Below are 10,959 nucleotides of genomic sequence, written 5' to 3' on the forward strand. Positions count from 1 at the left end.
GCGATGACCCGCCGCATGGAGTACGTCGTCACCTTCGACGCGCCCGCCGAGAAGGTCTATCAGGATTTCGTCGACCGCGAGTTCTGGGAGGCGCTGATGGACGCCTACCGGTGGATGAAGACGGATTCGCAGTTGACGTCGTTCACGTCGGGCGAGTCCGGCACCGACATCGAGTTCCGGCAGGTGATGCCGCGCAGCGAGCTGCCGCCGGTGGCCCGCGCCGTCATGCCCGTCGACATGGTGGTCACCCGCGAACAGCATTTCGCCCCGTATGACCACCAGACCAATGAAGCCGAGGGTTCCTACCGAGCCACCATCCCGGCCGGTCTCGGCCACTTCGGCGGCCGGTACTTCCTCAGCGACACCGTCACGGGTAGCCAGCTGCGGCTGGCCAGCGTCTGCAAGGTGCACGTCCCGCTGCTGGGCGGCACACTCGAGCAGCTGATCCTGTCGAACATCACCGGCCTGTTCGATGCCGAGGGCGCTTTCATGGCCGACTGGGTCTCGAAGCACCATTGAAACGACAGCACCACCGGAGGAAAGCACCACGCCATGAAACCGCTGGGGTCCATCACCCGCGGCACCACCGGCCGTAACCGGTTGCGCCGCTGCGACCGCTGGATGGTGCACTCCCCGCTGGTCCGCGACGCACTGCAGGGCGCCGCCGACCCGCTGGTGGTCGATCTGGGTTACGGCGCGCTTCCGGTCACCACGCTCGAGATGGCGGCGCGTCTTCGGACGGTGCGCCCCGACGTGCGCGTCGTCGGGCTGGAGATCGATCCCGAACGGGTGCGGGTTGCCCGGGAAGCGGCCACTGAAGTCGAATTCCGTTTGGGCGGTTTCGAATTGGCGGGTCTGCGACCGGTGCTGGTGCGGGCGTTCAACGTGCTGCGGCAGTATCCGGTCGAGGAGGTGCCGCAGGCCTGGTCGACGCTGCAGGCCGGGCTGGCGGCCGGCGGGCTGATCGTGGACGGCACCTGCGACGAGCTGGGCCGGCGCTGCTGCTGGGTGCTGCTGGACCGCGACGGACCGGTCAGCCTGACGTTGGCCTGCGATCCGCACGACATCGAACGTCCCTCCGATCTGGCCGAACGCTTGCCGAAAGTGCTGATCCACCACAATGTTCCAGGCCAGCCGATCCACGCCCTGCTGGATGCGGCCGACCGCGCCTGGGCGGCCGCAGCCGGTCACGGGGTGTTCGGCCCGCGGGTGCGCTGGCGGGCGATGCTGACGGCCCTGCGCGACAACGGTTTTCCCGTTGAACAGCAACGGCGCCGCTTGCGCGACGCCGTGCTGACCGTTCCGTGGGCACTGGTGGCGCCCTAGTTCGCCGAGCAGGAAAGTCCGAGACCCAGCCCGTGGTCTACACGGGATCGAGTTCCGGCCGTGTTGCCGGGGTTTCGTCCAGTGCATCGTCGAGGTCCTGGGCAGTGGAGATGTCCAGCCCCCGCAGGTGGGCAGGCGGCGTCGCCAACGACACCCCGACATAGGTGAGCAGTCCCGCCGCGAACGCGATGAATGTCGGCCATCCGTCGAACGACGCGCTGATGAGATCGTTCGGAATGTAGAGGATGGTGTTCTCCACTCCGAACATCGTCGGCGTCATCACGAACAGCACGATCCGAACCACGAACCCGACGGCGATCGCGGCCACCGCAGCCGTCGTCGTCCCCCGGCGCCACACCAGCCCGAGGATGAACGGGACCGCCAAGCAGGCCAGCATCAGATCGAAGGCCAGGGTGAGCAGGATTCCCGTCTGCTGGACGTAGATGGCGAACAGGATCGAGAACAGCGTCATCGGCACCATCGCGATGCGGGTGGCCCGCAGCAGCGGATCCCGCTGGCCGGGTACCTGCACGCGGCGCACTCCGCCGAGGTTGCGCACACAGACGTTGGAGATCGCCAGAATGGCGCCGTTGGCGGTGGACATCGACGCCCCCACCAGGCCGCAGAGCACCAACACGGTCAGCCCCACCGGGGCGTACTGGTCCAGCAGCACGAACAGCACCGGGCCGTCGAGTTCGGCGGGCATGAAGGAGTGCGCGGCCAGCACGACGAGTCCGAACGGCACACAGATCGTCACGGTGCCCGCGGCCGCGGTGAAACAGGCCTTGCGGGCGGCTTCCGGCGATTTGGCGGAGAACACCCGGGCCATGAAGTCGATCGCGACGATGTCACCGATGCCCAGCGCGATCAGGGTCGCCCAGTTGATCACCGCACCCTGGGCGGGGTCAGACAACTGGCCCAGCGCCAACGGCCCCATGCCGTCGGCGATCTCGAGGCCGTGAGTGTTCATCATCCAGAAGAACAGCCCGAGCGCGCCGATCAGGATCAGCGCCATCTGGATGATCGCGGTGTAGGCGTCGGCGATCAGCCCGCCGGTGCCGGTATAGGCCACCGCGATCGCGGCGATCAGCACCACGCCGAGCCAGTACGGCATGCCGAGGAAGTAGTTGAACAGGAAGCCGCCCGCCACCAGGTTGCCGGCGACCAGCATGCAGAACGCGACGGCCAGCAGGACTGACGCGGCCACCTCGACGGAGCGGCCGAAGCGCAGCCGATAGTAGTCGGGGAACGACGTCAGCCCCATCCGGTTCATCGGCTTGGCGAAGAACAGGCCAGTGATGGTCAGGCAGAGCGCCAGGCCCAGTGGCAGCGCCGCCCCGGCCCAGAACCCGAATTCGAAGGCAAGGTCGGTGTTGCCGAGGGTGGCGTTGGTGTCGACGGCCGCACCCATGAGGGCGCCACCGACGAGCCAGAAGGGCAGCATGCGGCCGCCGACCAGGAAGTTCGAGCTGTCGCCTTCGATCCGCTTGGACACGTAAAAACCGACTGCGACAACGACAGCAATGCTGATGGCAACGCAAAGAAGAATCACGCGGAGCCTCCCGTAAACGATGGAGTCTCCCGGGCTTTTGTCCCGCCGTGGAGCGACCTGCGCCGTTGCCTGCCGCCTGCACCTCTTGGACCAGACCTGCCACCGCAGCGGAACCCTAGGCGCGCCTCATAGCAATATGAGTCAACTGACAGGTAATCGTCGCTGGGTTACGCCGAGGGGCCTCCGGTGTAAATCCCGTGTTTCGGTGTGCGCACAGCACCCGCCTCATCCCTTCGGAGGGCGGCTCACCTCCCCGGCCTCGTCCCTCACCCGCCTCGGCGCCCGCCGCCTACCCTGAAGTGCATGCGCATCGCCCTCGCCCAGATCAAGTCCGGCACCGACCCCGCGGCCAACCTGAAGATCGTCGAGGACTACACCCGGCGGGCCGCCGACGACGGCGCCTCGCTGGTGGTCTTTCCCGAGGCGACCATGTGCCGGTTCGGTGTGCCGCTGGCACCGATCGCCGAGCCGGCGGACGGCCCGTGGGGCGACGGTGTGCGGCGCATCGCGGCGCAGGCCGGGGTGACGGTGGTGGCCGGGATGTTCAGCCCGGCCCCCGACGGACGCGTGACGAACACGCTGGTGGCGGCGGGGCCGACGGCCGACGCACACTACGACAAGATCCACCTCTACGACGCGTTCGGGTTCGCCGAGTCGAAGACGGTGGCGCCGGGCCGCCAGCCTGTGCTGATCACCGTCGACGGCGTCACGGTTGGGCTGACGACGTGTTACGACATCCGGTTCCCCGAGTTGTACGTGACGCTGGCGCTCAGTGGGGCCTCACTGATCACCGTCAGCGCCTCCTGGGGCGCCGGGCCCGGAAAGCTGGACCAGTGGACGCTGCTGGCCCGTGCCCGGGCGCTCGACACGGGCAGCTTCCTCGCCGCGGTGGACCAGGCCTATCCCGGCGACGACATAGCCGCCAGCGCGCCCACCGGCATCGGTGGCAGCCTCGTGGTGTCCCCGCTCGGTGAGCCGGTTGCCACCGCAGGCGCCGATCCTCAACTCCTGACCTGCGATGTCGACATCGCCAAGGTGGACAAGGCCCGGGAAGCTCTGGCCGTGCTGCGTAACCGCTCAGAGTTCGCTCAATTGGATAAGGCAGAATCGCGACGGTGACGAATCCGCCACAGGGCCCCGACGATCAGACGTCGTGGGCCCGGCCCCCGCAAGGTCCCCCGCCCTCTCAGCCCACGGAACGTTTCCCACGGCAGGGCGCCCCGGACCCGGCAACTCAGTACATCCCGCAGTCCCGGTTCAATCCACAGAGCCCGATGGACGACCCCACCCAGGCGACGCCGCAGTGGTACCCGCCGCAGGACCCGTCGTACGCCGGACCGCAGGCCGGCGGCGCTGCGCCACCCGTTGACGGCGGCGACGGCGGCGACAAGGACCGCGGCCTCCTCGGCTGGTTGAAGGATCCGTTGTCGCTGGTCCTGGTGCTGGTCATCGTGGTGGCCCTGGCCGCCGCGGGCGTGATCGCCGGCGAGTTGTACGCCCGTAAACGTGCCGATGAGGTGGTGGGTGCGGCCGTGGCGTGCATCGTCAAGGACCAGGCCACCGCATCCTTCGGGTTCACACCGCCGTTCCTGTGGCAGCACATGACCGGCCACTACACCAACATCTCCATCGAGACGGCGGGCAACCAGATCCGCGAGGCCAAGGGGATGAAGCTCAACATCGACATCAAAGATGTCCGGCTCGAGGACTCCGGCAACTCGGGCGGCAGCATCGGCTCCCTGGTCGGCAACGTCACCTGGAGCGCCGAAGGCATCAAGCAGACGGTGCAAGGTGTCATTCCGTTGTTCGGGGGCATCGTCTCCGAGGTGACCACCAATCAGAACGACGGCACGATCACCTTGGAAGGCGCACTGGGTAGCGTCACGGCGCGGCCCACCACCGTCAACGGCGGGCTGTCCCTCGAAGTGCTGCAGGTCAGCGGTCTGGGCTTCACCCTGCCGCGCGAGACCGTGCAGCCCGCGCTCGACGTGTTCACCGGCGAATTGACCAAGAACTATCCGGTAGAGATCCAGCTGCAGAACGTGCAGGTCACCGATTCCGGTGTGACCAGCCAGTTCTCGGTGCAGAACTCCAGCATGCCGCGTGGCGGCGAGGATCCCTGCTTCGCCGGGCTCTAACCGAGTCCGTCGAGCACGGTGCGCGTCGCCGACAACCCGAGCCGGGTGGCGCCGGCATCGAGCAGGGCCACCGCGTCGGCGGCCGTGCGGATACCACCGCTGGCCTTGATGCCCAGCCGTCCGCCCACTGTGTCGGCCATCACCGCGATGGCGGGCACCGAGGCACCGCCGGCCGGGTGAAAGCCGGTCGAGGTCTTGACGAAGTCGGCGCCGGCATCGGCGGCCGCGCGACAGACAGCGGCCAGGGTGTCGGCATCGGCCAGGCTCAACAGCACCGCCGATTCGACGATCACCTTGAGCAGCGCCGAGGGGATGGCTGCGCGTACCGCGGCGATCTCGGCCCGCACCGCCGCGAAGTCGCCGTCGAGCGCCGCCCCGACGTCGATCACCATGTCGACCTCGGCGGCGCCGTGGGCGACGGCGAGTTCGGCTTCGGCGGCCTTGATCGACGGGGCGTGCTTACCGGACGGGAAGCCGGCCACGGTCGCGACGGCCAGTGAGGGTGGGCTGGCGGCGGCAGCCGCAGCGACCACCGACGGTGACACGCAGACGGCAAAGACACCGAGGTCGACGGCTTCTTTGACCACGGCGGTGACGTCCGCCGCGGTGGCCTCGGGTTTGAGCAACGTGTGGTCGACGAGCGCGGCCACCCGGTCCCTGGTCCACGTCATCAAAAAGGCTCTTCGGTGCCGCCGGGGTTGCAGTTGGCCTCGTACATCTCGGCATCACTGACTTCCGGCCGCCACGGCTCGAGGTTCCAGCTCACCTTGCCCGGATTCACCAGTTCGGCGAATCCCCAATGGCAGAGGAACTGCTCGCGCATCCCGGGAATGGCCGCGTCAGGTGAGAGGGCCAGCACCTCACCCCAGGCCTGTTCGCCTGCGGTGCGGTGGCCGATTTCGCCCGCGAGCACGCGGCCCGCGGCGGTGGGATAGACCCGCAGGCTGGACAGGTCACCCCACTTGGCCCACTCGACATGAGAGATGTAGGGCGGCGACGGGTTGTCGGCGCCGGCCGCCGGTGCCGTCACAATGCCCACGCTCAGGCAGGCTGCTACCGCAGCCGCAGTCAGATACCGCATGGATTCAGCGCGACTTTCCCTGGATCTCAAGCAGTTTGGGCCGGACATCAACCAGGTAGACGCCGGCGGCGCACGCGGCGATGGCCGACCCGAAACCGGGACCCATCACCACGGCCAGCAGCAGCGCCACACCGAGGATGATCAGCCACACCGGCTTGGTCAGTTTGTCGACGGCGGTGTAGGCGTCGGGCCGTTGCAGAGCGGCGTGCACCAGCGCGTACAACGTCGCGATCAGGACGCCGATATGCACCGCATACAGAACGAGACCCGCCACACCTTGAAGCATCACGGCTCCAAGCGTAGGCGGGTCCCGTACCGCGCGTCGAGTTGCTACTTCTGGGTGACCTTCTTGGCCGGTGCCTTCTTGGCCGGGGCGGTCTTAGCGACGGTCGCCGGCGTGGCTTTCTTGGCGGGGGCAGCCTTCTTGGCCGGAGCGGCCTTCTTGGCGGCCGGCGCCGGAGCCTTCTTGGCGGCCTTCTTCACCGGAGCGGCGGCATCCTCGGCCTTCTTGGGCAGCTCGACACCCACCAGCTTGGCGGCGCGCTCGCCGACCGCGCGGGTCTGGGTGGCGACGGTGCCCAGCGCGTCCTGCGTGAGCTCGACGGCCTGGTCGACATAGCCTTCGGCCCGCTCGGCGGCCTCTTCCAGCGCCGGCTGCGCGCGCAGACGCTCGATGGCGGCCTCACCGCGCTCGATCAGCCTGGTGTAGGTGGTCTGCGCCTGCTCGGCGTAGCCCTCGGCGACCTTGCGCAGTTCGTCGGCGGTCAGCTTCTCCTGCAGCTCGCCGAACTGCTTGGGCAGGTCTTCCTGGAGCTTGGTGATGCGATCACGGGTCTCGTCCACCGCGGTGGTCAGTGCGGCGCGACGCTCCTCGGCGCGTGCACTGGCGTCGGCGCGGGCCTCTTCGGCACGCTCACGCAGGGTGGCGACGATCTCGTTGACGGTGGCCAGCGCAAGATCAGCAGCGCCGACGGCAGCGAGCAGCGGGGCTTTGAGGTCTTCGACAGTGGGGTTGTTCTCAGCCATGGTGGCTCCTTTCGTGGTTGCAAGATTCGTTGTCATGAATGTTGGCTTTTCTCAGCAGTTTTCGAATGCGGAGGAATCAGTCAGTGGTGAACTCCTCACCGGCAGCTTCAGATGCCTCGGCGGCAGCCGCTTCGTTCTGCTGGATGAAGCTGGCATAGATGTCGAGCAGCACCTGCTTCTGCCGCTCGGTGATCGCCATGTCGGTGACGATGGCATCGCGAACCGCGTTGGGCTCACCGGGTTCCAGGATTCCCGCCTGCACGTAGAGCACCTCGGCAGAGACCCGGAGCGCCTTGGCGATCTGGTTCAGCACTTCAGCGGAGGGCTTACGCAGGCCCCGCTCGATCTGGCTGAGGTAGGGATTGCTCACTCCGGCCTTTTCGGCCAATTGCCGTACCGATACCTGCGCCGCCTCGCGTTGCGCCCGGATGAAACTGCCGATGTCGGACGCAGCGTGGGTCACCACAGCGGCAAGATTTTCGTCTTGCGACATCTGGTTTTCCCTTCCTCGCGTACCGGGTATCAATGGAGTGTCTGGAACTGACAAAATCCACGGTACGTGAGGGTGCTAGCTTTTGCAAGCACTAGTTAGCGCAGGTCAGAATATGATTTGTGCCACTGAATAGATCACCAGGCCGGCAAGTGCGCCCACCACCGTGCCGTTGATCCGGATGAATTGAAGGTCACGGCCCACGTGCAGCTCGATCCGCCGGCTGGCCTCGTCGGCGTCCCAGCGTTCGATGGTCTCGGTGATGATCGCAGTGATCTCCACCCCGTACTGCGACACCAGGTGCTGCGCGCCGCGGATGATCCAGTTGTCCACCTTGTCCCGCAATTCGGCGTCACTGCACAGTGATTCACCGATTCGTATCACCGAATCGGCGATCCGGGTGCGCAGCGCCGACGACGGATCGTCGACCCCTTCCAGCACAAGCCGTTTCAATGTCCGCCAGGCCGTTTCAGCGGCATTGGAAACCTCGTCGCGGGCCATCAACTGCTCTTTGACCGATTCCGCCTTGGCAATGGTGGCCGGGTCGTTCTGCAGGTCGTCGGCGAACTCGAACAGGAACCGGGTAGCCGATTGGCGCAGTTCATGATTCGGGTTGCGGCGCACCTTGTCGGTGAAATCCATCAGCTCACGGTGAATCCGGTCGCCGAGCAACTGGTCGACGAACTTCGGTGACCAACTGGGGGAATCCCGGATGACCACGCGCTCGATGGTCTCCCCCGCATTCAGCGACCACTCGAATGCCCTGTCGCACAACAGCTGGATCAGCGCCTCCTGCCGGTTCTCGGCCAACAGCGTCGCCAGCACCCGCCCCACCGGCGGTCCCCATTGCGGTTCGGCGATCCGGCGCACGATCATCTTGTCGATCACGTGCTGGATGTCCTCGTCACGCAGCAGTTCCACCCCGACCCGCAGCACCGTGGCGGACTCGCTGGCCACCCGCGTCGCGTTGGCCGGCTCGGCCAGCCACTTGCCGAGCCGCCCAGCGATTTCGGCATCACGGATCTTGGTCTCCACCACCGGCGGCGACAAGAAGTTCTCCCGGACGAAAGTGCCGAGGCCCTCGCCCAGTTGATCCTTCTTGCGCCGGATGATCGCCGTGTGGGGAATCGGAATGCCCAGGGGATGTTTGAACAACGCCGTCACCGCGAACCAGTCGGCCAGCGCACCGACCATTCCCGCCTCCGCGGCGGCCCGGACGTACCCGACCCACCCGGCGGCACCCTGTGACTGCGCCCAGGTGCACACCAGGAAGACGATCGTGGCCGCCACCAGGAAGCCGAGAGCGACGAGCTTCATCCGCCGCAGCGCACGGAGCCGTTCGGTATCGGCTTGCGGGTCGGCACCGGCAAACGATTCAGCAAGCGACGTCCGCTCGGGCGCATTTCTCACGGCCACTCCTCCATCATCCGCCATGCCCACACCACTCCGAAGAAAGATCGTGATCCAGTTACTGTGACCCCGGCCCGAGGCCAGATCCGGCCCGCATGGGTGATTCCCACTAGTATCGGGTCTTAACTAGTGAACGGAATCGCGCGACAGTGGCTCAACAGTCCCAGGCTGGACCCATCAAGGTAGATGGGCGTAAGCGGCGCTGGCACCAGCACAAGGTGGAACGGCGCAATGAACTCGTCGACGGCACCCTCGGCGCCATCCGCCGGCGCGGCCGCGATGTGAGTATGGACGAGATAGCTGCAGAAATCGGCGTCTCCAAGACCGTGTTGTACCGCTACTTCGTCGACAAGAACGACCTCACCACCGCGGTCATGATGCGCTTCGCGCAGACCACGCTGATTCCCAACATGGCGGCCGCGCTGTCGACCCACCTCGACGGCTACGACCTGACCCGCGAGATCATCCGGGTGTATGTCGAAACGGTGGCCGCTGAGCCCGAGATCTACCCGTTTGTCTTCGCGAACAGCTCCGCCAGCAAAAGCAAAGTGATCGCTGACAGCGAACGGATCATTGCCGGGATGCTTGCGGTGATGTTCCGCCGGCGCATGCAGAAGGTCGGGATGGACACCAAAGGTGTCGAGCCGTGGGCCTACATGATCGTCGGCGGCGTCCAACTCGCGACACACTCGTGGATGTCGCACCGGAGGATGAGTTCCGACGAGCTGATCGATTACCTGACGATGCTGTCCTGGAGCGCGCTGTGCGGCATCGTGGAATCGGGTGGGTCGCTCGAGCGCTTCAGCAGCCAGCCGCACCCGCTGCCCGAGCTGCCGACGACAACGGACTGACTCGCCGCGCGGTTAGGCTCGCAGCCATGGCCGACCTCCCCGCCCAGTGGACCCACGAGCCCCACAAAGTCCTCGCCTTCCGCCCCGGCGACACTGTGGCCGATATCGACACCGGCGCCACCCCGGGTTTCAAGGGCAGTAAGGCCGATGCTCCCGCGTTGCAGACCCAGCGCAACGACCGGTTCGCCGAGTTGCAGGAGATGCTCTACGCCAACAGCCGATACGGGGACACCAGATCGGTCCTGCTGGTGCTGCAGGGCATGGATACCGCGGGCAAGGGCGGAATCGTCAAACACGTCGTGGGCGCGGGCAATCCGCAGGGCATCCGGTACACCAGCTTCGGAGTGCCGACCCCGGACGAGCGCGCGCACCACTACCTGTGGCGGATCCGCAACGCGCTGCCTGCCGGTGGGCAGGTCGGCGTGTTCGACCGTTCACATTACGAGGACGTGTTGATCGTGCGGGTGCGCAACCTGGTTCCGCCGGAGGTCTGGGGCGCCCGCTATGACGAGATCAATGCGTTCGAAAAGGAACTCGTTGACAACGGCACAACTCTGGTGAAGGTGGCGATGTTCGTCTCGCTCGACGAGCAGAAGCGGCGTTTGGCGCAGCGGCTGGAGCGCCCGGACAAGTACTGGAAGTACAACCCGGGCGACATCGACGAGCGTGCCTTGTGGCCGGCCTACCAAGAGGCGTATCAGGCCGTCCTGGACAGGACCTCCACGGAATACGCGCCGTGGCACGTGATTCCGTGCGATCGCAAGTGGTACAGCAGGTTGGCGATCACCGAATTGCTGATCGAGGCCCTGAAGTCGCTCCAGTTGTCGTGGCCGCCAGCCGAGTTCGACGTCGAGGCGGAGAAGGCGCGACTGGCTGCGCTCTAAGCCGGATCTCCTTCGCCTGCTCGTACCTCGCAGCCTCGGCCTGCGGCTGTGCTCTAAGCCGGATCCCCTTCGCCTGCTCGTGCCTCGCAGCCTCGGCCTCCGGCTGTGCCCTAAGCCGGATCCCCTTCGCCTGCTCGTGCCTCGCAGCCTCGGCCTCCGGCTGTGCCCTAAGCCGGATCCCCTTCGCCTGCTCGTGCCTCG

Annotated in this window: 13 protein-coding genes and 1 riboswitch; of the genes, 6 read left to right on the top strand and 7 right to left on the bottom strand. The window is 66.6% G+C overall.

Going from position 1 to position 10,959, the window contains the following annotated elements; all coding sequences use genetic code 11:
- Nucleotides 1–3 precede the first annotated feature (3 nt).
- Together AC3A6P_RS11935 and AC3A6P_RS11940 are read left to right on the top strand one after the other, a co-directional pair.
- Complete coding sequence (locus tag AC3A6P_RS11935) at nucleotides 4–519, top strand: DUF2505 domain-containing protein (protein ID WP_487691699.1); 516 nt, start codon at nucleotides 4–6, stop codon at nucleotides 517–519.
- 33 nt (nucleotides 520–552) lie between these two features.
- Entirely contained in the window at nucleotides 553–1,326 is a 774-nt protein-coding gene (locus tag AC3A6P_RS11940; RefSeq protein WP_487691700.1) for a class I SAM-dependent methyltransferase, read from the top strand.
- Between the two features lie 37 nt (nucleotides 1,327–1,363).
- Here AC3A6P_RS11940 and AC3A6P_RS11945 read toward each other — a convergent pair whose 3' ends face one another.
- Entirely contained in the window at nucleotides 1,364–2,878 is a 1,515-nt protein-coding gene (locus AC3A6P_RS11945) for a high affinity choline transporter 1 (RefSeq protein ID WP_487691701.1), read from the bottom strand.
- A gap of 24 nt (nucleotides 2,879–2,902) precedes the next feature.
- A riboswitch (guanidine-I (ykkC/yxkD leader) is annotated at nucleotides 2,903–3,008 on the bottom strand.
- Between the two features lie 173 nt (nucleotides 3,009–3,181).
- Here AC3A6P_RS11945 and AC3A6P_RS11950 point away from each other — a divergent pair.
- A complete protein-coding gene (locus AC3A6P_RS11950; RefSeq protein WP_487691702.1) occupies nucleotides 3,182–3,997 on the top strand; it encodes a carbon-nitrogen hydrolase family protein in 816 nt (271 codons plus the stop codon).
- A complete protein-coding gene (locus AC3A6P_RS11955) occupies nucleotides 3,994–5,016 on the top strand; it encodes an LmeA family phospholipid-binding protein (RefSeq protein WP_487691703.1) in 1,023 nt (340 codons plus the stop codon). Before AC3A6P_RS11950 ends, AC3A6P_RS11955 begins: the two co-directional genes overlap by 4 nt.
- On the opposite strand, the gene deoC is transcribed toward AC3A6P_RS11955, so the two are convergent.
- The 6 genes from deoC to AC3A6P_RS11985 all read right to left on the bottom strand — a co-directional run bounded on the left by deoC (nucleotide 5,013) and on the right by AC3A6P_RS11985 (nucleotide 9,047).
- Entirely contained in the window at nucleotides 5,013–5,687 is a 675-nt protein-coding gene (gene deoC / locus AC3A6P_RS11960; RefSeq protein WP_487691704.1) for a deoxyribose-phosphate aldolase, read from the bottom strand. The two genes, AC3A6P_RS11955 and deoC, sit on opposite strands and share 4 nt — an antisense overlap.
- Nucleotides 5,687–6,097, bottom strand: coding sequence for a DUF2599 domain-containing protein (locus tag AC3A6P_RS11965; protein WP_487691705.1), 411 nt, complete (start codon nucleotides 6,095–6,097; stop codon nucleotides 5,687–5,689). Before AC3A6P_RS11965 ends, deoC begins: the two co-directional genes overlap by 1 nt.
- A 4-nt stretch (nucleotides 6,098–6,101) precedes the next feature.
- Nucleotides 6,102–6,383, bottom strand: a complete 282-nt coding sequence (locus AC3A6P_RS11970; protein ID WP_487691959.1) for a DUF2516 family protein — start codon at nucleotides 6,381–6,383, stop codon at nucleotides 6,102–6,104.
- A 44-nt stretch (nucleotides 6,384–6,427) separates the two neighbouring features.
- Entirely contained in the window at nucleotides 6,428–7,123 is a 696-nt protein-coding gene (locus AC3A6P_RS11975; protein ID WP_487691706.1) for a heparin-binding hemagglutinin, read from the bottom strand.
- A 76-nt stretch (nucleotides 7,124–7,199) separates the two neighbouring features.
- Nucleotides 7,200–7,616 (bottom strand): helix-turn-helix domain-containing protein, encoded by a 417-nt coding sequence (locus tag AC3A6P_RS11980; RefSeq protein ID WP_487691707.1) that lies wholly within the window; start codon nucleotides 7,614–7,616, stop codon nucleotides 7,200–7,202.
- A gap of 105 nt (nucleotides 7,617–7,721) precedes the next feature.
- Entirely contained in the window at nucleotides 7,722–9,047 is a 1,326-nt protein-coding gene (locus AC3A6P_RS11985) for a DUF445 domain-containing protein (protein ID WP_487691708.1), read from the bottom strand.
- 125 nt (nucleotides 9,048–9,172) lie between these two features.
- Between AC3A6P_RS11985 and AC3A6P_RS11990 the strand changes: the two genes are divergently transcribed.
- Nucleotides 9,173–9,874, top strand: coding sequence for a TetR/AcrR family transcriptional regulator (locus AC3A6P_RS11990; protein ID WP_487691709.1), 702 nt, complete (start codon nucleotides 9,173–9,175; stop codon nucleotides 9,872–9,874).
- A 26-nt stretch (nucleotides 9,875–9,900) separates the two neighbouring features.
- The gene (locus AC3A6P_RS11995) at nucleotides 9,901–10,758 is read left to right on the top strand and encodes a polyphosphate kinase 2 family protein (protein WP_487691710.1); all 858 of its coding nucleotides are present in this window, start codon (nucleotides 9,901–9,903) and stop codon (nucleotides 10,756–10,758) included.
- Nucleotides 10,759–10,959: the final 201 nt, after the last annotated feature.

The sequence above is a fragment of the Mycobacterium sp. Soil_C_30 genome (assembly GCF_057656995.1).

Coding starts and splice junctions, on each gene's coding strand:
- deoC (WP_487691704.1), bottom strand. CDS start 5,687: ATGACGTGGACCAGGGACCGGGTGGCCGCGCTCGTCGACCACACGTTG.
- AC3A6P_RS11935 (WP_487691699.1), top strand. CDS start 4: ATGACCCGCCGCATGGAGTACGTCGTCACCTTCGACGCGCCCGCCGAG.
- AC3A6P_RS11980 (WP_487691707.1), bottom strand. CDS start 7,616: ATGTCGCAAGACGAAAATCTTGCCGCTGTGGTGACCCACGCTGCGTCC.
- AC3A6P_RS11970 (WP_487691959.1), bottom strand. CDS start 6,383: ATGCTTCAAGGTGTGGCGGGTCTCGTTCTGTATGCGGTGCATATCGGC.
- AC3A6P_RS11985 (WP_487691708.1), bottom strand. CDS start 9,047: ATGGCGGATGATGGAGGAGTGGCCGTGAGAAATGCGCCCGAGCGGACG.
- AC3A6P_RS11940 (WP_487691700.1), top strand. CDS start 553: ATGAAACCGCTGGGGTCCATCACCCGCGGCACCACCGGCCGTAACCGG.
- AC3A6P_RS11995 (WP_487691710.1), top strand. CDS start 9,901: ATGGCCGACCTCCCCGCCCAGTGGACCCACGAGCCCCACAAAGTCCTC.
- AC3A6P_RS11950 (WP_487691702.1), top strand. CDS start 3,182: ATGCGCATCGCCCTCGCCCAGATCAAGTCCGGCACCGACCCCGCGGCC.
- AC3A6P_RS11975 (WP_487691706.1), bottom strand. CDS start 7,123: ATGGCTGAGAACAACCCCACTGTCGAAGACCTCAAAGCCCCGCTGCTC.
- AC3A6P_RS11965 (WP_487691705.1), bottom strand. CDS start 6,097: ATGCGGTATCTGACTGCGGCTGCGGTAGCAGCCTGCCTGAGCGTGGGC.